This window comes from Dictyobacter sp. Z7_2, assembly GCF_057551105.1.
In genome coordinates this window covers 3,713,975-3,733,948 of record NZ_BAAJPE010000002.1, presented here as the reverse complement: position 1 = coordinate 3,733,948, position 19,974 = coordinate 3,713,975, and the positions used below count along the sequence as shown (strand labels likewise).

Here is a 19,974-nt window from a genome sequence, read left to right as displayed (position 1 = left end):
ACCATCATGATAGCAGAAACTCAGAAGCGATGCTTGAGTACCGACCGAGCCGCGAAATATCCACACATACCGTGCACACCACCACCGGGAGGCGTCGAGGACGAACAGATAAAGATATCTTGCGCCGGAGTCGTGTAAGGATCGAGACGTAACGTGGGACGCGTAAACATCTGCCAGATATCCTGTACGCCTCCATTGATATCGCCACCCACATAATTGGCATTATAGCGCTCAAGCTCAGCGGCACCCGTCATATGACGCGCCAGAATACGCTCGCGAAAGCCGGGAGCGAAACGCTCGATCTGCGCCTCAATCTGCTCCGTCATATCGATCTTAGAGCCATTCGTCACGTGACAGTACGCCCAGACCGTCTGCTTCCCCTCAGGGGCACGCGTGGCATCGAACAGACTCTGCTGTCCAACCAATACGTAGGGACGCTCTGATGGCTCCCCGCGCCAGACCTGGCGCTCCGAAGCGGCAATCTCAGCTAACGTTCCACCAAGATGGACAGTGCCCGCCCGCAAGCATTCCTGAGCAGTCCAGGGAATAGGACCGTCCAGCGCCAGATCAAGCTTGAACGAGCCCGGTCCATAGCGATAGCGCTCCAACTGACGAAGATAGTTCCCGGGCAAACGATGTCCGGCCACGCGAATAATCTGCTGCGGTGTGATATCAAATAGATAGGCACGAGCAGACGGAAGATCATCGATATTCTTCACCTCGGTATCTGTCATGATCTCACCGCCTAAAGAGCGCAGATAGTCCGCCAGAGCATCGACGATAGACTGCGAGCCTCCACGCGGCAGCGGCCAGCCGTAGACGTGTCCAGCCGTCATGAGCAGCACACCAGCCGCCGCACTCATCATCTGCTCCAGAGGTAGCATCGAATGAGCACTCACCCCCGCCAGCAACGCCCGCGCACGCTCCCCCTTAAAGAGTCGTTGCGCCAATGCGGAGGCCGACTGTAACGCATCCAGACCAAAGGGCGCCAGCGCAAAGGGATGAAGCAGCGGCTTCATCCTCAATGGTCCCAGAAAGGCCGCTTCGATACGCGGCCAGTGCGCGATAAATGATCCCATGAACGCCTCATACGCAGCCGCATCCTCACCCAGCGTCCGGGCCGTCTCCGTGACAGAACGCTGCAACAGCATAGCCGTCCCATCATCGAGCGGATGGGCCAGCGGCACATCGGGATGAATCCACTCCAGGCCAAACTGCTCCAGCGGTAATGTCCGAAAGAAGGGCGATCCGATACCCAGCGGATGAAACGCTGAACAGATATCATGCATAAAGCCTGGCAAAGTCAACTCTTTTGAACGCGCACCTCCACCGATAGTATCCTGTGCCTCAACCACCAGCACCGCATGACCCGCTTGCGCCAATACCAGTGCCGCCGCCAAACCATTCGGTCCAGAACCAATCACGACAGCGTCATAAGCATAATGAGTAGCCATAAAAGTCACCTCCCTCTTAAGAGTTGTAGCACATAGCTGCAATGAAAGACCAGCACAAGGAACCCTGATCCGATCTCCCTCTGACCAGACACTCAGTGCCAGGTGCTCACTTCCTTGAAGAGTGCAGACACCAGCAGGGTGCAACGCGTGGCGATCTCTCGAGGAGTGGACACTCTCCCCTGTTCAAGCCACCAGGTGATGGCCTCCACAAGCATCGTGGATACCAGATCTGGTACCAGATCATCGGAAAACACAAGGACTGGCGCGCCATTTGTGGACAGCCGCGCCATGCCATGTCCACGCCCATGATCTTTGATCAGATCAGCCATAGACGCACGCATCTTCCGCACAAACCAGGGGCTTCCCTTGCTGCCCAGCAGCGCTCGATAGAGCCGATCATATTGTGCGATATGCTCGAAGAACGTCACCCAGACCTCCGGGGGATGCTGCTCCGGACCCATCTCTCCAACCGCATTCAGCAAGGCACTCATGGCTTCTTCAAAGATCTGCTCCACGAGGGCATATTTATCTTGATAATTGCGATAAAACGCGGCTCGGCTCACCATAGCACGTTCGGTCAATTCGCCAACGGTGAGCGCATCAAAGCCCCGCTCCTCGATCAACTCGATTAACGCCTCCCGCAACAGTTTCTGCGTACGTCTCACGCGTAGATTACGCGCCACTTGAGTCATTTTGTGCTCCTTGTCTCATTCGAGACACATCTCCTTGATTGAACCTTGTCTTTCGGCATTCTCCCAACTACACTGAGAAAAAGATCACAGAGATCCGTTTGAGACAGTATGTCTCAAACGAGTCTGACTGTCAACGAATAACTTTTAGCAAAAGAGAAATTTCTCTCATCTCAAAGGAGTAAGATCTATGCATACGTTTTCACAGCATCACCATAGCGCTGCGAACGAGACCTCGGATCTGGCAACAAAAGGTTTACTGGGGCGCGGTGGATGGCGCTACGATCTGCACACATGGCTCACCGACATCTTCAAGTTTGGCGGCAAAGTGCGCAAGTTGAGGCAGAAAACTATCGATCTGGCCCGCCTTCAGCCGGGCGAGGCAGCGCTGGATGTGGGCTGCGGCACAGGAACACTGTTGATGCAGGTAGCTCGCCGCGTCGGCCACACGGGTCGCGTTGTGGGCATTGATCCCTCAAGCCAGCAGATTATGTGGGCCAGCGCAAAAGCGGCTCGCCGCAAGGAGCCCATCGAGTTGCAAATCGGAGCGATTGAGCAACTCTCCTTCCCCGACCAGACCTTTGACGTGGTATTCTCAAGCTTGATGATCCATCATTTGCCTGCTCCCCTCAAACGCCTGGGACTGGCGGAGATCGCCCGCGTACTCAAGCCCGGAGGACGGCTGGTCATTGTCGACTTCACCCACAAGCGGGAGCGACAGGGTCAGGCCGCACACTTCCACGCCGGGGGAAGCCGCACGCAGGATCTGACTGCTCTCGTCTTGGAGGCCGGTTTCTCGCAAATAGAAACGGAGGAGATGCAGCCTTCACGCTTCTCTGCATTCCCCGGAGCAGGCTTTGTCCTGGCCCACAAAAACTCGAATTGAATGCGTACAGGCGTGAAAATCGTCACAGTACAACGGAATTTTAGGCGCTGAGATCATGAAAACGCCTGGAAACAAAAGCATCCAGGCGCCGATCGATTTAGAAATGTTTGTATGCTATTTATCTGTTGCAGCCGGAGGCATCAAACCCCTCCCACCAAATGCGGCAAGCAAGCCGGCTCCGCCGTGCTGTCTGCGACTCGTGGGTACGAGTCACGGTCAATCACGTAGCGTCAGGTCTTGGGCTGCCGAGAAAGCTAGACCGCTGTGCGCCCACCATCGGCGGCAATGATCGCGCCTGTGATGTAACTTGCCCGAGGGGAGGCCAGGAATCCGACGACTTCAGCAATCTCTCCGACTTCGGCGGCGCGATTGAGCAGAGTTGTGTCCCCAAGGATTTTAATGTATTCATCTTTTGGGGCTCCGGTATACACTGGTCCTGGAGCAATGGCGTTCACGCGTACACCGCTGGCACCGAACTCGGCTGCCCAGGCCCGCGTCATCGAAGCGAGAGCTCCCTTGGTTGCTCCATAGGCCGCTCCATTAGCGAGCCCGATCTGACCGGCCATGCTGCCAACATTTATGATGCTGCCTTTGCCTCTTGCGACCATCCCTGGCGCAAACGCAGCAACCAGTAAGAATGGTGCACGTACGTTGTTGTAGAACATAGAGTCAAAAGCATCGATATCGAGGTCTACGGTTGCGCCGAACACGGCCGAACCGGCATTGTTGACCAGAATATCAATATCACCTATGACTTCAACCAGATGGCGAATATCAGCGGGATCGCTGAGGTTGGCGGAGACGAAGCTTGCCCGACCACCGGCAGCGATGATCGCATCGACAGTCTCTTTACCACGTGCAGCGTTGCGTCCGTGGATGATAACCTCGGCTCCGTCATTGGCCAGTTGGAGAGCAATGGCACGACCGATGCCGGACGTCGCACCCGTCACGAGCGCCCTTTGGTCCTGGAGATTGGTATTTTGAGTGGTAGACATATTCACTTCCTTACTTGTGTGCACAAGATTTTTATCAATCCAGATGGAGCAAGCCTCGTTCAAGAGCGGCAGTCACGGCGGCAGTCCGGTCAGAGACCGCGAGTTTGGCAAAGAGGTGGAGCAAGTGGGATTTGACGGTTGCCTCCGAAAGATACAGCGTCCGAGCAATCTCTTTGTTACTGGACCCGCGCGCGACCAGGGTCAGGACTTCTAACTCGCGGGAGCTGAGTGCTCCTTTGCTCAGGTTCTGCACCTGGCGCAGTAGGAGGGTGGCGACGGTTGGCGCGAAGACCGCTTTCCCCTGAGCCACGGTGCGCACAGCGGTAAAGAGGTCTTCCCGCTTCGCATCTTTGAGCAGGTAGCCCATCGCGCCAGCTTCGATGGCACGCAGAATATCCACATTGCTCTCATAGCTTGTCAGGATCAGCACCGCTGTTTTCGCTTGCTGGACGCGAATCTGAGCAGTGGCCGCAGCCCCATCGAGCAGCGTCATGCGCAGGTCCATCAGCACCACATCTGGCTGCACTTGCTTCACCAAAGCGACTGCCTCGACCCCGTTGCTCGCCTCGCCCACAATCTCGAAATCGGGCTGGCTGCTGAGCATTTCTTGCAGACCTGCTCGCACGACTGGATGGTCATCAGCGATCACGAGACGAATGCGGCCCATTAGCACTGCTCCTCTCCGCGAAGATCTTCAGGCTGCACGCTGGCTTCCACAGCAGGCAGCGCCACAGCGATGGTCGTCCCCGAGCCCGGAGTACTCTCAAGGGTGAACGTTCCTTCCAACTGCTCGATCCGTTCACGAAGAGCTTTGAGCCCGAATCTGCCGCTCGTCTCTCCCAACGATGGAGCAGGCAGACAGTACGGATCAAAGCCAATCCCATCATCAGCAATATCCAGCACCACGATATCCTCCATATAGGAAAGCGTTAGTACCACGGAGCCGGCCTGTGCATGTTTGTGGATATTGGCCAGAGCTTCCTGGGTGGCACGCAACAGGGTCACTTCAATCTCTGGGCGCAGGGAGGTGGCCTGCCCGGTGATAGTTACGCGCACGCTTATCCCACTCTCCTCCGTCCACCGTTCAGTCAGTGGCGGCAGCATTTCGGGCAGCGAGGCCCGCTCAGAAACTTCAGGCTGCAGAGCCCAGAGCAGACGACGCGCCTCCGCCAGATTCTCGCGGGCGATCCGACGCATCCGCGAAAGGCGTTGCCTGCCCGTTGTATCGTCTGCCGAAAGCGTCACGTCCATCGCTTCGATCTGCATCACAATGCTACTCAAGCCCTGGGTAAAGGTGTCATGGATGTCGCGCGCGAGCCGTTGGCGCTCTTGCATGATCCCGGCCTGACGCGCGGCGAGCGCTAATTCCTGGCGGGTTGCCTGAAGCTCATGGAGCAACTGTGCGCGCTCCCGACTCTGTCTGATAAGGGCTTCAATGAACAAGCCTAAGCCGATGCTCGCAGGCCCACTCAAGAGGACGATCACGCCCATACTCCAATTCCCTTGTCCTATCACCTGGCTCCAGAGGGAAATCCCGAGCAGGATGCAAGCACCGACAATACTCCAGGGGAGGCGTAGGAAGACAAAGAGCTGCGGATAGAGGCCAAAGAGGACGAAGAGATAGATGGGACTCTCGGTAATCAGTCCGGTCCAGATGATCCAACCGATCAGCAGATAGCTCCAGGTGAACAATACTCGGCCGCGCCAGTACTCCAGAGAGACAAAGACACATCCTACATACCAGATTCCCAGCATCAATGAGAGCGCGCAGAGAACCAGGTTTTGCTGAAAGGTCGAAGCGCCAAGCGTCAACGCTAAGCCTGTGGCAACGATGAGAGAGACGTAGAACGCACCATGCCAAAAAAGCATCCACTGCTGCGGCACATCCTGGTGGAGCGATCCTACGTGGTTTTCCTGCGAAAAGCTCGTCATCGTGATCCTCTTTTCTGCGTCGGGCTTTCTCATCCTTGCTCGTCTAATGGAGAAAAGCTCCCCTGCAGTATAACAGACGAAGTGCGAAAATGCATCCACCAACTGGTGGAGGGTGTCTATCCACCAGTTGGTGAAAGCAAAATGCATCAGGTGATCGATGACAGCACCGGGGCAAGTATGATTTCATTGAGAGTAGGAATCTCAACGAATAAGAAAGGAGTCCAGACACTCATGAATCCGAAAAATGTTTACAGCTCGCTACTCGCAGCCCTTATCGCCCTCCCGATGTACTACATGTTTTACTCCATCTTCACCAATGGGTTCGAGCAAAACACGTTCATTGTCGCGCTCATTATCGGGGTCTTCACCTTTTTAGTCACCTGGTTTATCGCCTCACTGATTGCTCGGTCGAAACGAAGAGCTGCCTGAAGCGCCAATTTTTTATGGTACATCCCAGAATGCTGCGGGAGATTTGACGGCTCTTCTCTGAGTGGGCAAGTAGTCTCTGCACTACTGACGTTTGGCAGGGAATGCCCCGCAGAATTCTACGAATTTCGCCCACAGCATTCTGGGATGTACATTAAGTCTCCTGTGAAGTGTGGTATAATCGTGAGATGAAAATTCGTTTGCGCTATTTTGCTTCAATACGCGATATTGTTGGGCAGAGCGAAGAGCTGCTCACAATAGCCGATACAGCCAGGGTTGAGGATGTCCGCATGCTACTTAGCGAGCGCGATCCACGTCTGGAACCTATCATGGAGCGCTCAGTCAACGCGGTCAACCATCGCTACGTGAAGGCTGAGACAGAGTTGCATGAGGGCGATGAGCTGGTCTTTATTCCTCCCACAGGAGGTGGTTGCTAATGGATCCCATTATTCAGTTGACGCGTGAGCCGCTCGATCGTGATGCTCTGGTAAAGGCAGTCAGCCATCCGAGCGATGGCGGGATTGTTGTCTTCGAGGGCATCGTTCGTGATAACGCTCGGGGCAAGCAGGTACAGTATCTGGAATACGATGTCTACGTGGAGATGGCGACACAGCAGATCGCCAGCATCATCGACGAGGCCAGGTCACGCTGGCAGATTGAACATGTGGCTGTGGCACATCGTTTTGGCCGTTTGGAGATCGGTGAGGCCAGCGTGATTATTGTGGTCGCCACCCCTCATCGCGGCGAAGCCTTCGATGCATGCCGCTATATTATCGATACGCTCAAAAGTAGTGTGCCCATCTGGAAGAAAGAGGTTGCCACCAACGGCGAAGAGTGGGTAGAGGGCTAGAGATCAATCCCATTACGTAGGAGCACCACACGTTAATAGCTGACTTATTATACTTATGACGTCATAACGAGTTGTTCGCGTGACGATCCAAAAGGAGATAATCATCTCCCAAAAAGCTGGGGTTAGCACTTTTTTTATGGTATACTTGGCACAAGCGAGTATAGTTTAAGTGCGTTTCCATACTAAAAGACAACGATCTGGGACAGATTCCAGGGGTTTCTTGGAGGTCGTTGATGAACTTATTCGAAAAGCAATCCCGTCTTAATCAATTGTTTACTCAGAGCCCCGTTAATGCTGCCTACCTCGCAGGTTCTCTCTCGAACCGAAGCACGTTTGGTCAACTAAGTGACGTCGATGTCGCTGTGCTCATGATGGATCAGATTAAATCCGATGAATTTCTTGATTATCAGCTCTACTTTGTCAGTGAGCTGGCAAAAAGAATGGAATCAGATACGATCGATGTGGTCATCTTGAACCAAGCCTCGTTGCTCCTCAAGCTCCAGGTAATTAAAAATGGGCAGATTCTGTTCAGTCGTAATGAGAAGCAACGTGTGACCTTTGAGACGCGTGCGGTGATGGACTATCTCGATTTTAAAAAGTTTGATGATATCCAAAATCAGGCGCTCGGTCGACGGCTCTATGGACATCGGCTGCCCCTCGACAAAAACCTGGTGGAGAATTTCTTGCAGCAATTGCGCGCTGCCGTAAAGATCCTCCAGGAGCTCAGCCAACATCCACTTGAAAAGTTCGTTGAGGATTATCACATCTATGGCCTGGCCGAGCGCTATATGCAGCTCGCAGTCGAGTCCTGCCTCTCCACCTGTAGTACGCTCATCGCAGCCTTCGGCCTGCGTCGTGCCGAAAGCTATCATGAGCTATTAAGCATCATTGCATCCCAGAATATCATTCCACGCGCCCTGGCCTATCGTCTGGAGCAACTCACCAATCTGCGTGATACGCTGGTCCATGAACCGGAGGCGCTTAATCGAGCGCTTCTGTATGACTATATGCAAGACAAGTTGGGAGATTTCCTGGAGTTCGCAACCACAATCGAGGAAAAGAAGCGCGATGCTTAAGCACCAGTGATCACCCGTAATCATGTGCGCGACACATAGAAAAGCGGATATCCTCCTGACAAAGATATCCGCTTTTCTATGCCCCAGCGAGCAAGCACGTTATACTTCACTGACTGAGCGCAGAGCATTGGCCTGACTCATCGCTTTGGCGGCTTCCTCTGAGCGACCAGTGGCCTCATAAATCTGAGCCATAGTCTCATAAGCCAGCAGCATCGTCGGGTCCATAGAGATCGCCTGCTGCACGGTATCAAGCGCCTCATCGTAGCGTTTGACCTCGCGCAACGTATCAGCCAGGTCATTGTAGTAGTCTGCGTTCAGCGGATCACTTTCAATGGCATTCTGATAACTCTCTATAGCCTCATCAAATCTCCCTAGAGCGTCATAGGCCGTGGCCAGCTGGTAGTAACCCTCTGGATCGTCCTCAGAGCGTTCTAAGAGCGTTTCAGCCGTCTGCATGGCATCCTCATAACGTCCCAGCGAGTTGTACGTCTCGGCCAGACCAGCATAGGCGGCGGCCAGATCGTCGAGTTGTAGCTCGCCACGATTAGAGGACTCAACCAATCCCTGGTAGATAGCCAGAGCATCATCGTAGCGCTCGGTCTCCAGATACGTTTCAGCCAGACTGAAACGTGTCGTCACACGCTGAGGATCAATCTGTACGGCTCTGGTATAGGCATCGATGGCCTCATCGCTCTTTTCCTGGATCGAGAGCCAGGTCCCCAGATGCTCCCAGGCTTCGGCATCCTCTGGATCGATCACCACAATCTGGCGATAGATCTCAACAGCCTGATCGCGCTCGCCCATCTGTTCGTAGATAGCAGCCAGCGTATCGTAGCCGATGCGTCCCTCGGGGTCCAGGGTCAAGATCTGATTGGCGGTGGACAAAGCATCATCATAGCGGCGCATATCCAGATAGATATTGGCCAGTTCGGCATAGCGTGCAGCATCCGTCGGAAGATCATCGATTTTGTGCTCTTGCTCCATCACTCGACGCCACTGCTCGTTGACGCGCTCACGGACATCCATCAGGTTGTTGGCGGCCAGTTGATTGTCTGGATTGAGCATCAGCGTCTGCCGATAGGCCTGAATCGAGTCCTGATAGAGATTTTGTGTACGATATGCATCGCCAACACTCAAGTAGAGCTCGTCATTTTCGGGATCGAGTTCGATCGCCTGCTGGAAAGTCTCAAGCGACTCCTCATACATACCCAGTTCGCCATTAAGATTCCCCAGGTTCACATAGGCATCGATCAGCTGTGGATCAAGGTCAATAGCACGGCGATAGCCCGCAATCGCCGTCTCAACGTCACCAAGATATTGCTGCGCAAGCGCGAGGTTGTAACGAGCCCGCGCATTATTGGGACTGACCTCTACAGCCTGTGCAAAGGCTTCCGCAGCGGTCTCATAATCACCCTTCTGGGCCGCAGTATTGCCGCGATCAGTCCAGGACTGCTCATCATTTGCCATATCGCTGCGACTTACAAATTGGATGGGTACACTATTATTTTTAGGATTGATGTTGGTTTCATCCTGTGTGTCACTCATAAGGTAGCTTATTCTCCTCTATATTTTACGTTGTACTGTCCGCAAAAATATCATGATAAATCCTTGCGTAGTATATCACACGTCGACCCATCCAACCCCAGGACAAATATTTTCACAAATTATCACGAGATAAGTCTGCAAGACGAACCAAGACGAATAGCCATCAAGGATTTATTCCCCAATGGCCCAGTTTTTCAAGCACCTAGTTATAATAGTATATCACCTCAAAAGAGCATCACAAGTGCTATACTTCACTTTTTCGGTTTCTTGCCAGAACGCAGTTTTATGCTATTAATAGGAGAATGTTCGTCATGATGCATACGAGCATTCTTACTCTTAAAGCTTCTAAGATATCTCTCAGTTGTTTTTATATCTGTGTGCCCCATTTCACGTGACAGGCTAAAAACGTCGCCTCCCGCATCTAAGTACATGCAGGCAAAGGTATGACGAAATGTATGCGCAGACAAACGCACGTCATCAATACCAGTAGCTGTTTTCAATCTCTTCATTAAGGCATTCATACCACCACGACCAAAAGGCTGACCAGTATTGCCACGACCAACGGAGATAAACAAGATAGGCTCATCGGCACGAGCAGGACGACGGTACTTATGAACATATTTCCATAGCAGGCTACTAATATCAGGATGAATGCCTATCTGACGTTCCTTACGTCCTTTACCAAAAACAGTAACATAAGTATCATGAACATCCTCTACACGCAACGTAGCCACCTCAGAACGCCGAATGCCCGTATCCAGCATAAGCAGCAGGATAGTATAATCACGGAAGCCATCAGGAGTGGACAGGTCAAAGATGTTAATCATTTGCTCAATTTGATTAACAGAGAAAGCGTCAATAATCCTCTCATCAACTTTCGGGTATTCCAAACGGGTAGCCGGATTTTTATCAATCAACTCCTCTCTCTGACACCAATTAAAGAACGTCTTCCAGCGACGAATATAATCACACACACTTACAGGAGAAAGAGTAACGCCGTTTATAGGCGGACGACGTGATTTTTCAGCCTCTACAGATACAGTAAGAAGGTGATTCACGCATTGACGAAGATGGAACACTGTAATAAGCTCTAGATCGACCACACCGCATACCTCAAACAACAAACGAGTAAGCAACGTCAAAGCATGACGATACGCAAGTTGCGTATGAGGAGAAAGACGCCGAGTTACAAGGCTCAACAGATAATGCCTCACTGTCTCATCAAGTCTCATAGAACACCCCTTTCTAATCCACAATGATTAACATCTGATCAATGTACCCAAGAGACATCACCGCACCAGCAAATTGATCAGCCTGACCAGGAAGAGGTTCTACAGTTACATCACCACTATTAGAAATGCTTAACACCTTACAGTAGGTATCTCTATACCCAGTTTGCTCACTCAGCTTGACAGTTTTCCCAAGCCATTTTTGACGAGCTTGAAAGATAATGGCTTGCCATTTAGTAACCCGACCACCCTTATATATCTTTTTGGCTTTTTTTCCCATAGACACGCCTCCTTACTCACCTTTACCAATACGGATACGCTTACGTAATATCTCTGCCGAGAAATCACGATCTACCCGATTAAGATACTCTTGTCCCTCGATAGCGAGCCAGTGAAGCACAATGGAGAGATCAACGCCATCCTCTGCTAGTTCACCACCCGACCAGGCAGCAAGAGAACTCAGATATCCAATCACTGCCTCTATTCCCCGATCAATGTTGTGATCTTCCCACCGTTTACGAACCACCTTTCCAAACTGCTCGGGCTTTTCCATCGTTTCAGCAAAGGCACTCTGTATAACTTGCCATGCTGGATGTGTCGGCCACCGTGAGCGATTCTTATCCCCATTAGAGACCACACAACGCAGCCAGCCATCAGGCAACCCATCATCACCTCCAGCGACGTGACCAGCCGCATATGCCCAGAGAAGACCAAAACGGTCAAGCAGCTCGTAGACATCCTCTATCCCATGGAACGCATCCCCTTGCTGAAGTTCGTGCAAGGCTTCACGCTTAAACTTGAACTCCACACGCCACACTTTACCGCCCTCTTCCTCAGACCACCCATGAGCACGCCACAAGTCATAAAACCAATCCTTTCCAGAACGCACTAATTCCCGCGTTTTATCGTAAATGGTACAGGATATCGGACCACGTTTTGAGAAATCAAACCCAGTCTCTTGCATCCCATAGGAGTGCTCTTGAAGCGTCTCACCATATCCCCAACCCGGCTCAGAATGGACCATCCTTTTTCTTGAGCGGGACACAAAATTCCTTGTGCGATCTAATGCCGTGATATCATCCCAACCAACAACGTCTACACACAAATCAACGGCAGATACTTGAAGATACATTTCGCCTTGAAAAAGGTCGTCAAGAAGTTCCTGCACTTTGATAATTGCTTCGAGCAAACTTTGACAGGACCACAAAAAACGAGAATTGAAGCGAACAGAGGCAACCCCATTGAATTGACCACGCGAGACATATAACGTGATATCATCGGTCTTGAGCATCCAGGGATATTGACCATGCATCGCTCCATTGGGGCACATATGTAACCGGGCACCGTTAAAGACGAGCGGCGTAGGGTACAACTCACCCTGCAATTGTGCTTCCTTTTTCCACTCTTCCAACTGCTCCACAAAGGAATCCCCTAACTCTCGTTTCACCTTTTCGCCACTATGGCTTGTGTAGTATCCATTGATCACCAGGGTATCAATGCCTTGATTCACTATCTTCACTTTTTCCATACACATCTCCAATCATCCTAATGACTAGCCATTAGAAACTATGGCTTCCTCTTATCCACAAATTTTTGTATCTCGCTCCCTTTGTATATGAACCAGTCCCTTGCTCACACCCCTTGTATTTTAATCGGCGCGATATACTTAGTTCGCGCCGAAGGCTTGTACGTCGTCCGTGCGGGGCCCCTACCCCACCCGGCGCGTACAAGCCGGCCACCCAGGCCAAGAGCGAACAGAACGAACGCCCCTAGCGTGGAAGCTGACGCCAATCCAGCATTATCGCAGTCAATGGTGAGGGCGATGCCGCCCTTGACTCGGGTGATTGATCGGCACTTGCCGAGAGCGACCTGGTACTGCATTGGAACCGAACAGCAGCCCGGTCGCTCTCTGATCGGTCAGTGTAATCACCCGGTCAAGGGTCGGGCCTGGCGGCATCGCTTGTTCCTCACCATTGACATGAGCCAGCATGAACGCCCTTCGAGGTTTTGCCTCAAGACTCCCAAGGATGCTTGGTGAGCCGCTGGCTCTCACCTCCAGCCCCACCGCAGCAGTCAACATGGCTCCCTAATGGCAGGCCATATGTAGCCGTCACGACAATGTGTCTTCAGAATATTCTTTATTTATATACCTCTGCCTGAATGATTGAATAAGTGACCATGCAGCCAGAGAGACCATCACAATCATCGACAATACAGGAGTACCAATCGCCACAATAGAAAAAACCGCATCTATCATAAATCACCTCTTCCTCATTATTTGATACATATTGCCATTTATCGTTTACTACACTAAAAGTACAGCTAGCAGAATAAACAATGGGAGGTAAAGCCTATGCAACCACCGCTTCACAAAATTTCCCAAGAACAAAGGAGTCAAATCCTCGACACCATTTATACCGGAATGCTTGCAATCAATCTCTTGTTTCTTCAAAACCTCCTTAGTGCTGATCCAGGATTTTATGTGAATACCGCACTTACAAACTTCTCAGTTGGTATCCCAGCGTCAGCAGGAGCAATTATTGCTAGGCGCATCCACCAAAAGAGTACGCCTATTGATGCAATACTAGGTACCCTTGCTTTCGCCAATACCGCTGTAGGCATTGCTTCAGCCCTCTGGCGATTTTCTTCTAGTATTAGTATTACTTTTGTTGGGCTTACCTTTCTTGCTGCAATCATGGTCCTCACAGGACACCGTATATTCCCTGTTGCCTCCCCACAAAAGGAACAAAAGCCGGTTCCTACCACTTCACCAGAGAAAAGCCAACTAGCACCACAGAAAAGACAGAAAAGAAACAAACGATGATAGTGACTAATGGCTAGCCATCAAGAATAAGTAAGCGTTACAGAATGACCAAGAGCAGCAACGTGCGCGGTGTAATAGAAAGGCTGATCATCTGGGCTATAACCAATGATGATTTTTACCGTTCCACGCTCATCAATACTTTCGATCTCACCGTAAGTCTGAGGAGCACCATGCACGCCCATATGGTGTGTAATCCACACACGACATCCAACCCAGGATTGAGAACGCTCAATTAGCATGTGCAAATCCTCTATCTGCTGTGCATGCTTCTCATGCCAATATTCATAAAATCCCATAAGCCACCTCCAAACTTTCTTATGGCCTCAACCAGTCAGAAAACATCAAACAACTCTCAACTGTGAACGACCCCCACCAGTTCCACGACATATCCGCTCACTGACGAGTTGGTACATATGCTGAATATCATGTGAGTCCTGCTCAGGATCAAGCGCGACCTGCCAGGATTCACCAGAGGGAAGAGGGCACGAAATGACACATTGAAGACCGTCTTCATCCATGCCCAGATGAAGACTCCATAACAAACGACCAGAGGGAAAGGGAAGTTCAGAAGGCGGTGCAGGTGTCTCACGGCTAGCCATTGAAACGTATGGACGAGCTTGTCCCTTGCTTCTTGCTATTATGGCAGACAACTCATCTTCAGTCATGCTGAGGAAGTTGGATAATCGGTGTATTTCTTGATTGCTTGGGATGCGTTTTCGACGCTCCCAGGCCGAGATTGTTTCAAAGGAATAGGACCACTTTTCGGCAAGGAAAGTCTGTGTCCATCCCATACTACGGCGATACTCACGAACCAATGATGCAAAATCCTGTTCCATTAGGCCACCTCCTTGACAAGCTCCCTATTTAAGGCAGCAGCTAAGCGTTTCGCATCAGACTCACGAGAGAAAAAAACAGGCTTACCCGTTCGACAGCCTCTATGGATTTCAAGGTGGCGTTCACCATAGCTGTCATGATAAATCAGTAAAATACAAAAGCGGTTAATGCGACTTGTAGCGGGTTGACCACATTCCCTATCCCGAATAAACCACACTGAATACGTAGCACCAACACACGGACCAGCCATACTAGCATCAATGTTGACAACATCAAGAGGCACTAACATAGTGATTTCCGTCACCTGGACTTGTTTCATGTTCATGGCTTGCTCCCTCATGGATTGACAAGCTAGCCCCATGTCACGCATACTGGACATGAGCACCTAGCAACGCTTATCGGCAAAAACTAGTGTTCAATCGCTGGACCTGAGTTGACCGACCCAGGCCAGCACCCCTACAAAAACACACTACACGGCTTATTTATCCTCTAATGGCTTGCCGCTAAAAACCAATTCCGTAACATCTACAAAAACCACAAATTCCGTAACCATGTTAATAGTATACTCCAAACAAATGCGGATTGTCAACACATTCCGTAAATTCCGTAAAATAAGTAATGGCTCCTGTCATCAAAAGCCATACAATACGGAAAAAATGCTATAACCGTACAATATATACAAACCATAAAATATATAATATAATTAAAGTATCATACTTTATTGATTTTCCAAGGAAACACAAAGGAGGCGGTTATGAAATTAGGCAGTGAGTTATCGAAAATCTATTATTCCGCAGCAGAGGCCAGAAAAGTGCTGGGGCTAGACGAAGAGTCATTTCAATACTGGGGGAAAACAGAGCGCATCAAACGAACCTATCTCCCAGGCAGAAAGCATCCTGTCTACTCAAAGCAAGAAATCAATAAAATAGCAAGCCAAATCGAAGCAACAATGCTTTCAGAGAGAGCTATAGGGCTAGAGTATCGAAAAGCTACTCTCAACGATCTAGACGCAGAAGTGGAGCTAGCTAGCCTTGTTTTCGGTGCCAGGGCAGGACTACCTGAAGCTGTAGCACTTAGGAAAGCTTTTAGAGAAGAGAATCCAGACACTACTTTCCACTTATATGAAGGAGATCATCTAGTTGCATATATAAACATTTTCCCTATGCAACACGATGCAATAGAGCAATTCAAAGAAGGCACAAGAGGATGGATATTGGGAGCAGACAAAGTTAAACTTTTCAAACCAAACGAACCCCTTGAATGCATCATAATCGACCTGGCAACCACCCCAGCAGTACCACCGGCTAGACGAGGCACCTATGGTCAAATCCTACTAGAAAACTTTGCTAAAACGCTCAAAGAATGGGGAGAAAGCGACATCGATATTGAAAAGGTCTACGCAGCAAGTAACACACCGTCAGGCATAAGAATTATCAGGCATGCAGGTTTCAAAGAGATTAAAGAGGTAAGTGCAGGTCGCTTCACTTTTGAACTGGATATTCAACAAGCAGAAACCAAGCTGCTACTAGAATATAAAGATGCAATCAAATCACGGAAAGAAGCAAAGCAACTAAACATAGAAAACAAAAAAACGAAGCAAACCGGTAAGTATATCACCTCAAGAGCATAAAGTAGTGTGAACCAGCCTGTAGAGCCAGTTCACACATTCCAATAGTTGCGTAGTATAGCACGCCTTGCCCCTGCTTTGCTTTAGAGCAGACGACAAAAACAGACAGCAGCGGATACTTTTCCCTCTTTATCAAGCGATCCTACTCTGCAAAAGGGGGGCGACTGGCTATCACGGCTCGGACGTGATAGACGCGCCTTTAAGACTGATCCATGCAGGACCTCATTATCTTAAAGACGCGTAACACTATACGTGTTGCTACTTTGTAACACGCAAAGTCAGGCGAAATTCATACAAATTCGCCGGGAAGAAAGCTTCGGTATACTCAATGGGGGCACCAGTATCGTCAAAAGCGGTGCAGAAGAGGCGCAAGCCAGTTTCATTTTGCGCGACGCGTAGCAATTCCGCCTCACGCTCGGAAGCGACATCGGCCTTGATGGATTGCTCGGCAATATAGGGATGCAAACCTTCTGACGACATCAAGTTATAGAGAGAACCATCGGCGGTCTCCTTAGCACGCTGGTAGACACCACCAGCACGGGGATAGGGAAGGTAGTCGACCTCATAAGAGACGGGGACATCGTCAGAGGTCCGCAGTCGTTCCAGGCGAATGACCTGTTCCTCATCGGTCAAACGCAGTTGCTCGCGCACCGTTTGTGATCCACGCACGAGTTCACTCTTGAAAAGCATTCCACCCGGACGCTTCCCAAGACGACGTAGCTCTTCAGAAAAACTGGTTAGTTCACTGATGGTCTGTTGCTGCACGCGTGGCTCGCACACGAAGGTACCTCGGCCATGCTGGCGATACAAAAGGCCTTCATGAACTAACTCAGTCAGAGCCTGACGAACGGTGGCACGACTGACATGATACTGTGTGACAAGTTCTGGCTCTGAAGGTATAGCGGTATGCGGGGCCAGGTGCCCGGCACGAATCTGCTGCTTTAATACTTCTTTTAATTGATAGTAAAGCGGTAGAGGATTTGAGCGCTCCAATATTGGCATATACGGTTCCCCTTATGTCCATACAACAAATTTTAGGATATGTAAGATTATGGGAAGAATATATCACAAAAAGGGAAGAGAGTCGAGGGGGTAGTAGAATAAATTTGAATAAACATGAAATATGACCTGGTAAACTCGAAGAGATACCAGGTCATATTTTTGTGCTCAAGCCACTGCAATGTCGTTTTCGGCTAATACGCGATCAATTTCGTTTTTCAAGCGACTTGGCTGAGGACCTACGAGACGTCCAATCGGCTTACCATCTTTGAAGATCAACAGAGTTGGAATAGCCTGTACGCCAAACTGTGTTGGTGCGGCAGGATTCTCATCAATATCCATTTTCGCAAACTGCAACTTCCCATTGTATTCGCTGCTCAAGCGCTCGAAAACAGGGGCAATATTGCGACAGGGACCACACCAGGCTGCCCAAAAATCAACGATTACGGGTGCTGAGGATTTCAATACCTTGGCGTCAAAATCCTGGTCGCCAACATGAAAAAGATTTGTATTCTCGCTCATATTACTTCACACTCACTTTCCAAATTAAGTTTATTTGATGCTTCACATCGGGTCGGGATGGAAACTTGTTCTTACTACTAGAGAAAACACAGTAAGTAAGGATATTATTCCATCTGCTGAACCGAGCCCATTACGCACTACCGAGTATGTAAGTACAACGCGAGCATGCTTGAGAGAGCTGGAAGATCGCAACCCCTCAGCTATCCTTAGCGTCGGCGTCCCCCATTCACAATTGAGAGAATCTCCAGGATATAGAGAAACAGGTTCAAGACTGTGATAAAGAGCGACACGGTTAAACCAATCGCGTTCGGTAGGTTATCTTCCATATATTTGGCACGCTGCACATAAAACAGGACATAGCCTGAAAAGATCGCGACGCCCACAAAAGAGACAATTAATGCGAAGAGCGTGCTATGAAAGAAAATGCCAATAATCCCTGTCACCAACAACAACAGCACCCCAAAGAAGAGGTAATCCCCAATACCTGAGAAGTCTCGCTTGGTCGTCCAGGCATACAGGCCCAATCCGAGCGAAGTCAGAGCGGTGATCACAAAAGCCTCACCCAGGATATTGCTCATGCCAGCACCAGTATAGGCGCTGACAATTGGTCCCAGAGAGATCCCTTCAATGAAGGTGAAAAGGTAGAGCAGGATCAGGTTCAAGCCTTCCTTCTGGATAAAAACGCGTAGAGCAATCAAGACGCCGAAACCAAGTAGCATGATAATCAGGTAGGTACCCATGCCCATGGTTGGCAAAAACAAGGCGCTCACAAGCGTGCCGAGCGTGGCAAAGAGAAACGAAAAGGCGAGCAATGCCATGACTTTCCCAATCAGGCCGCTGCTCGTGGCTCCCTGATAGCCATAGGGGCGTGTCTGGTACTGATATTGGCTACCGAACGAGCTGTTTCCCCGACCATTTCCGCGTCCAAAGGGGCTATTCCCGTAAGGTGAATTATTATTTTGATTAAACATACATGAACCTCAGCTTAAAACTTTCTCAATGACCTTCAGGAGACATCTCCTCAGAAGACTACTTTCAACGTATATATACGCACAAGAACAAATCTGGTTGCACGTCACGCTATACGCTGGCTGGCCACTCGCTACCACAAACACACATGAAGAAAGTATGAGGTTATCCATTGCCTGGACGTCGGGAACCGGGAGCAAACATCCCCATCTCGTAATAGAGAGGATAGATACGCAGCCAGCCGTTACATGACGCTCCAGACACCACAAATTTCACAAAAAGCCACGCCAACTTCACCAAAATTTTTGCTGCGTGTATTCCAGCGATCATACACAATCGCCAGGGAACCACAGCTCCAACAGCGAGCGCGTCCACCGGCCTTACTCTCATCGGATAACTGCTGTAACAAGGCTCTACGAGCCTCATCTGAGCCTGTATAACCAGGGTTATAGGCAAGATGTAACAGATTCCCCAGAGGCAGGCTGATTTCGTGCGAGGGTGGCTGCAAGGGTGCCGGATTCACCGCGGGAGTCGCCTGCTGCGCCGGAGAAGGCGGTACTTGCGGAGGCCGGCGGAATAGTTCGCCACGCGCGGTACGTCGTCCGCTTTCAATACCGGGAGCAAAATCATGGCGCTCGTGACGCTCTGGACGACGCTCAGGTCGCGGTGTCGGCGTCGTAGATGGAGCAGAGTTATGCTCTCGCTCATTGTTCAGCACAGGCGTTACCGGCGGCTGAGCAGCGGCAAAGGTTGCGGGAGCGGTCTGATCCGAGCGCGTCGGAGTAGCTGGCGTCTGAGGCTCAGGAGCCTGTGAAGTCTCCTCAGCAACCTTGTCAGTCGCCACAGCATCTGCAACTGGCTCTGTCCGCTCTGCCGCGGCATTTGTCTGCTCTGCTGACTCAGGTGGATTTATAGCACGTCTTCGTCGAGTAATAGGCATAGAGGTTCACTCCATAAGAAAAGATGTTGTGTATGTGTGTAAAGAAATGTAGGCACCACGGCAACACTCCATTGGGAACCAACTTCAGTATAGTGGGTTATAGGGATGATGTCAATTGCCAGCGGCAACTATCATTGAACTTTTGCATCTGGCAACTGCTCACTTTTTCTTCATCCA

24 protein-coding genes are annotated in these 19,974 nt (G+C 50.5%); 7 read left to right on the top strand and 17 right to left on the bottom strand.

Annotated features, from left to right (window positions below; genetic code table 11):
- Positions 1-20: 20 nt before the first annotated feature.
- Both AC27N8_RS29195 and AC27N8_RS29190 read right to left on the bottom strand, forming a co-directional pair.
- The gene (locus tag AC27N8_RS29195; protein WP_487072092.1) at positions 21-1,454 is read right to left on the bottom strand and encodes a phytoene desaturase family protein; all 1,434 of its coding nucleotides are present in this window, start codon (positions 1,452-1,454) and stop codon (positions 21-23) included.
- Positions 1,455-1,546: 92 nt separating this feature from the next.
- The gene (locus AC27N8_RS29190; RefSeq protein ID WP_487072090.1) at positions 1,547-2,146 is read right to left on the bottom strand and encodes a TetR/AcrR family transcriptional regulator; all 600 of its coding nucleotides are present in this window, start codon (positions 2,144-2,146) and stop codon (positions 1,547-1,549) included.
- A 187-nt stretch (positions 2,147-2,333) separates the two neighbouring features.
- Between AC27N8_RS29190 and AC27N8_RS29185 the strand changes: the two genes are divergently transcribed.
- Positions 2,334-3,029: a class I SAM-dependent methyltransferase gene (locus AC27N8_RS29185; RefSeq protein WP_487072088.1), complete on the top strand. Its 696-nt coding sequence runs from the start codon at positions 2,334-2,336 to the stop codon at positions 3,027-3,029.
- 254 nt (positions 3,030-3,283) lie between these two features.
- Here AC27N8_RS29185 and AC27N8_RS29180 read toward each other — a convergent pair whose 3' ends face one another.
- From AC27N8_RS29180 to AC27N8_RS29170, 3 genes are read right to left on the bottom strand one after another with little or no spacing between them, the layout of a single operon-like run.
- Positions 3,284-4,024 carry an SDR family NAD(P)-dependent oxidoreductase gene (locus tag AC27N8_RS29180; protein ID WP_487072086.1) on the bottom strand — a complete coding sequence of 247 codons (741 nt, stop codon included), beginning with the start codon at positions 4,022-4,024 and terminating at the stop codon, positions 3,284-3,286.
- Between the two features lie 34 nt (positions 4,025-4,058).
- Positions 4,059-4,691 carry a response regulator gene (locus AC27N8_RS29175; protein ID WP_487072084.1) on the bottom strand — a complete coding sequence of 211 codons (633 nt, stop codon included), beginning with the start codon at positions 4,689-4,691 and terminating at the stop codon, positions 4,059-4,061.
- The gene (locus AC27N8_RS29170) at positions 4,691-5,956 is read right to left on the bottom strand and encodes a sensor histidine kinase (protein ID WP_487072082.1); all 1,266 of its coding nucleotides are present in this window, start codon (positions 5,954-5,956) and stop codon (positions 4,691-4,693) included. The genes AC27N8_RS29175 and AC27N8_RS29170 overlap by 1 nt, the downstream gene beginning before the upstream one ends.
- 231 nt (positions 5,957-6,187) lie before the next feature.
- Between AC27N8_RS29170 and AC27N8_RS29165 the strand changes: the two genes are divergently transcribed.
- From AC27N8_RS29165 to hepT, 4 genes are all read left to right on the top strand, one after another.
- Complete coding sequence (locus AC27N8_RS29165) at positions 6,188-6,385, top strand: hypothetical protein (protein WP_487072080.1); 198 nt, start codon at positions 6,188-6,190, stop codon at positions 6,383-6,385.
- A 185-nt stretch (positions 6,386-6,570) separates the two neighbouring features.
- On the top strand, positions 6,571-6,819 hold the full coding sequence (locus AC27N8_RS29160; protein ID WP_487072079.1) for a MoaD/ThiS family protein: 249 nt from the start codon (positions 6,571-6,573) through the stop codon (positions 6,817-6,819).
- Complete coding sequence (locus tag AC27N8_RS29155) at positions 6,819-7,232, top strand: molybdenum cofactor biosynthesis protein MoaE (RefSeq protein ID WP_487072078.1); 414 nt, start codon at positions 6,819-6,821, stop codon at positions 7,230-7,232. Before AC27N8_RS29160 ends, AC27N8_RS29155 begins: the two co-directional genes overlap by 1 nt.
- 233 nt (positions 7,233-7,465) lie before the next feature.
- Positions 7,466-8,308, top strand: a complete 843-nt coding sequence (hepT, locus tag AC27N8_RS29150; protein ID WP_487072077.1) for a type VII toxin-antitoxin system HepT family RNase toxin — start codon at positions 7,466-7,468, stop codon at positions 8,306-8,308.
- Positions 8,309-8,407: 99 nt separating this feature from the next.
- On the opposite strand, the gene AC27N8_RS29145 is transcribed toward hepT, so the two are convergent.
- From AC27N8_RS29145 to AC27N8_RS29125, 5 genes are all read right to left on the bottom strand, one after another.
- Positions 8,408-9,853 carry a tetratricopeptide repeat protein gene (locus tag AC27N8_RS29145; RefSeq protein WP_487072076.1) on the bottom strand — a complete coding sequence of 482 codons (1,446 nt, stop codon included), beginning with the start codon at positions 9,851-9,853 and terminating at the stop codon, positions 8,408-8,410.
- 251 nt (positions 9,854-10,104) lie between these two features.
- Positions 10,105-11,085, bottom strand: coding sequence for a tyrosine-type recombinase/integrase (locus AC27N8_RS29140; RefSeq protein WP_487072075.1), 981 nt, complete (start codon positions 11,083-11,085; stop codon positions 10,105-10,107).
- 13 nt (positions 11,086-11,098) lie between these two features.
- Positions 11,099-11,362 carry a hypothetical protein gene (locus AC27N8_RS29135; RefSeq protein ID WP_487072074.1) on the bottom strand — a complete coding sequence of 88 codons (264 nt, stop codon included), beginning with the start codon at positions 11,360-11,362 and terminating at the stop codon, positions 11,099-11,101.
- 12 nt (positions 11,363-11,374) lie between these two features.
- Complete coding sequence (locus AC27N8_RS29130) at positions 11,375-12,610, bottom strand: hypothetical protein (RefSeq protein ID WP_487072073.1); 1,236 nt, start codon at positions 12,608-12,610, stop codon at positions 11,375-11,377.
- Positions 12,611-12,889: 279 nt separating this feature from the next.
- Complete coding sequence (locus tag AC27N8_RS29125; RefSeq protein ID WP_487072072.1) at positions 12,890-13,162, bottom strand: hypothetical protein; 273 nt, start codon at positions 13,160-13,162, stop codon at positions 12,890-12,892.
- 273 nt (positions 13,163-13,435) lie between these two features.
- Here AC27N8_RS29125 and AC27N8_RS29120 point away from each other — a divergent pair, with 273 nt between their 5' ends.
- Complete coding sequence (locus AC27N8_RS29120) at positions 13,436-13,906, top strand: hypothetical protein (RefSeq protein WP_487072071.1); 471 nt, start codon at positions 13,436-13,438, stop codon at positions 13,904-13,906.
- A 20-nt stretch (positions 13,907-13,926) separates the two neighbouring features.
- On the opposite strand, the gene AC27N8_RS29115 is transcribed toward AC27N8_RS29120, so the two are convergent.
- Genes AC27N8_RS29115 through AC27N8_RS29105 form a run of 3 tightly spaced genes read right to left on the bottom strand, consistent with a single transcriptional unit; the run spans position 13,927 to position 15,065 of the window.
- Positions 13,927-14,202, bottom strand: coding sequence for a hypothetical protein (locus tag AC27N8_RS29115; RefSeq protein WP_487072070.1), 276 nt, complete (start codon positions 14,200-14,202; stop codon positions 13,927-13,929).
- A 45-nt stretch (positions 14,203-14,247) separates the two neighbouring features.
- Positions 14,248-14,742, bottom strand: coding sequence for a helix-turn-helix transcriptional regulator (locus tag AC27N8_RS29110; protein ID WP_487072068.1), 495 nt, complete (start codon positions 14,740-14,742; stop codon positions 14,248-14,250).
- Positions 14,742-15,065: a hypothetical protein gene (locus tag AC27N8_RS29105; RefSeq protein WP_487072066.1), complete on the bottom strand. Its 324-nt coding sequence runs from the start codon at positions 15,063-15,065 to the stop codon at positions 14,742-14,744. The genes AC27N8_RS29110 and AC27N8_RS29105 overlap by 1 nt, the downstream gene beginning before the upstream one ends.
- A 429-nt stretch (positions 15,066-15,494) precedes the next feature.
- Here AC27N8_RS29105 and AC27N8_RS29100 point away from each other — a divergent pair, with 429 nt between their 5' ends.
- Positions 15,495-16,370, top strand: coding sequence for a hypothetical protein (locus AC27N8_RS29100; RefSeq protein ID WP_487072064.1), 876 nt, complete (start codon positions 15,495-15,497; stop codon positions 16,368-16,370).
- A 255-nt stretch (positions 16,371-16,625) separates the two neighbouring features.
- Here AC27N8_RS29100 and AC27N8_RS29095 read toward each other — a convergent pair whose 3' ends face one another.
- The 4 genes from AC27N8_RS29095 to AC27N8_RS29080 all read right to left on the bottom strand — a co-directional run bounded on the left by AC27N8_RS29095 (position 16,626) and on the right by AC27N8_RS29080 (position 19,797).
- Entirely contained in the window at positions 16,626-17,369 is a 744-nt protein-coding gene (locus AC27N8_RS29095; RefSeq protein WP_487072062.1) for a GntR family transcriptional regulator, read from the bottom strand.
- 165 nt (positions 17,370-17,534) lie between these two features.
- Positions 17,535-17,888, bottom strand: a complete 354-nt coding sequence (gene trxA, locus AC27N8_RS29090; RefSeq protein WP_487072060.1) for a thioredoxin — start codon at positions 17,886-17,888, stop codon at positions 17,535-17,537.
- Positions 17,889-18,094: 206 nt separating this feature from the next.
- Positions 18,095-18,859 carry a Bax inhibitor-1/YccA family protein gene (locus AC27N8_RS29085; protein WP_487072058.1) on the bottom strand — a complete coding sequence of 255 codons (765 nt, stop codon included), beginning with the start codon at positions 18,857-18,859 and terminating at the stop codon, positions 18,095-18,097.
- Positions 18,860-19,101: 242 nt separating this feature from the next.
- The gene (locus AC27N8_RS29080) at positions 19,102-19,797 is read right to left on the bottom strand and encodes a hypothetical protein (RefSeq protein WP_487072056.1); all 696 of its coding nucleotides are present in this window, start codon (positions 19,795-19,797) and stop codon (positions 19,102-19,104) included.
- Positions 19,798-19,974: the final 177 nt, after the last annotated feature.

What these genes read in the sequence shown, in the direction of transcription:
- AC27N8_RS29195 (WP_487072092.1), bottom strand. Translation starts at nt 1,454, where the DNA reads ATGGCTACTCATTATGCTTATGACGCTGTCGTGATTGGTTCTGGACCG.
- AC27N8_RS29190 (WP_487072090.1), bottom strand. Translation starts at nt 2,146, where the DNA reads ATGACTCAAGTGGCGCGTAATCTACGCGTGAGACGTACGCAGAAACTG.
- AC27N8_RS29185 (WP_487072088.1), top strand. Translation starts at nt 2,334, where the DNA reads ATGCATACGTTTTCACAGCATCACCATAGCGCTGCGAACGAGACCTCG.
- AC27N8_RS29180 (WP_487072086.1), bottom strand. Translation starts at nt 4,024, where the DNA reads ATGTCTACCACTCAAAATACCAATCTCCAGGACCAAAGGGCGCTCGTG.
- AC27N8_RS29175 (WP_487072084.1), bottom strand. Translation starts at nt 4,691, where the DNA reads ATGGGCCGCATTCGTCTCGTGATCGCTGATGACCATCCAGTCGTGCGA.
- AC27N8_RS29170 (WP_487072082.1), bottom strand. Translation starts at nt 5,956, where the DNA reads ATGACGAGCTTTTCGCAGGAAAACCACGTAGGATCGCTCCACCAGGAT.
- AC27N8_RS29165 (WP_487072080.1), top strand. Translation starts at nt 6,188, where the DNA reads ATGAATCCGAAAAATGTTTACAGCTCGCTACTCGCAGCCCTTATCGCC.
- AC27N8_RS29160 (WP_487072079.1), top strand. Translation starts at nt 6,571, where the DNA reads ATGAAAATTCGTTTGCGCTATTTTGCTTCAATACGCGATATTGTTGGG.
- AC27N8_RS29155 (WP_487072078.1), top strand. Translation starts at nt 6,819, where the DNA reads ATGGATCCCATTATTCAGTTGACGCGTGAGCCGCTCGATCGTGATGCT.
- hepT (WP_487072077.1), top strand. Translation starts at nt 7,466, where the DNA reads ATGAACTTATTCGAAAAGCAATCCCGTCTTAATCAATTGTTTACTCAG.
- AC27N8_RS29145 (WP_487072076.1), bottom strand. Translation starts at nt 9,853, where the DNA reads ATGAGTGACACACAGGATGAAACCAACATCAATCCTAAAAATAATAGT.
- AC27N8_RS29140 (WP_487072075.1), bottom strand. Translation starts at nt 11,085, where the DNA reads ATGAGACTTGATGAGACAGTGAGGCATTATCTGTTGAGCCTTGTAACT.
- AC27N8_RS29135 (WP_487072074.1), bottom strand. Translation starts at nt 11,362, where the DNA reads ATGGGAAAAAAAGCCAAAAAGATATATAAGGGTGGTCGGGTTACTAAA.
- AC27N8_RS29130 (WP_487072073.1), bottom strand. Translation starts at nt 12,610, where the DNA reads ATGGAAAAAGTGAAGATAGTGAATCAAGGCATTGATACCCTGGTGATC.
- AC27N8_RS29125 (WP_487072072.1), bottom strand. Translation starts at nt 13,162, where the DNA reads ATGTTGACTGCTGCGGTGGGGCTGGAGGTGAGAGCCAGCGGCTCACCA.
- AC27N8_RS29120 (WP_487072071.1), top strand. Translation starts at nt 13,436, where the DNA reads ATGCAACCACCGCTTCACAAAATTTCCCAAGAACAAAGGAGTCAAATC.
- AC27N8_RS29115 (WP_487072070.1), bottom strand. Translation starts at nt 14,202, where the DNA reads ATGGGATTTTATGAATATTGGCATGAGAAGCATGCACAGCAGATAGAG.
- AC27N8_RS29110 (WP_487072068.1), bottom strand. Translation starts at nt 14,742, where the DNA reads ATGGAACAGGATTTTGCATCATTGGTTCGTGAGTATCGCCGTAGTATG.
- AC27N8_RS29105 (WP_487072066.1), bottom strand. Translation starts at nt 15,065, where the DNA reads ATGAACATGAAACAAGTCCAGGTGACGGAAATCACTATGTTAGTGCCT.
- AC27N8_RS29100 (WP_487072064.1), top strand. Translation starts at nt 15,495, where the DNA reads ATGAAATTAGGCAGTGAGTTATCGAAAATCTATTATTCCGCAGCAGAG.
- AC27N8_RS29095 (WP_487072062.1), bottom strand. Translation starts at nt 17,369, where the DNA reads ATGCCAATATTGGAGCGCTCAAATCCTCTACCGCTTTACTATCAATTA.
- trxA (WP_487072060.1), bottom strand. Translation starts at nt 17,888, where the DNA reads ATGAGCGAGAATACAAATCTTTTTCATGTTGGCGACCAGGATTTTGAC.
- AC27N8_RS29085 (WP_487072058.1), bottom strand. Translation starts at nt 18,859, where the DNA reads ATGTTTAATCAAAATAATAATTCACCTTACGGGAATAGCCCCTTTGGA.
- AC27N8_RS29080 (WP_487072056.1), bottom strand. Translation starts at nt 19,797, where the DNA reads ATGCCTATTACTCGACGAAGACGTGCTATAAATCCACCTGAGTCAGCA.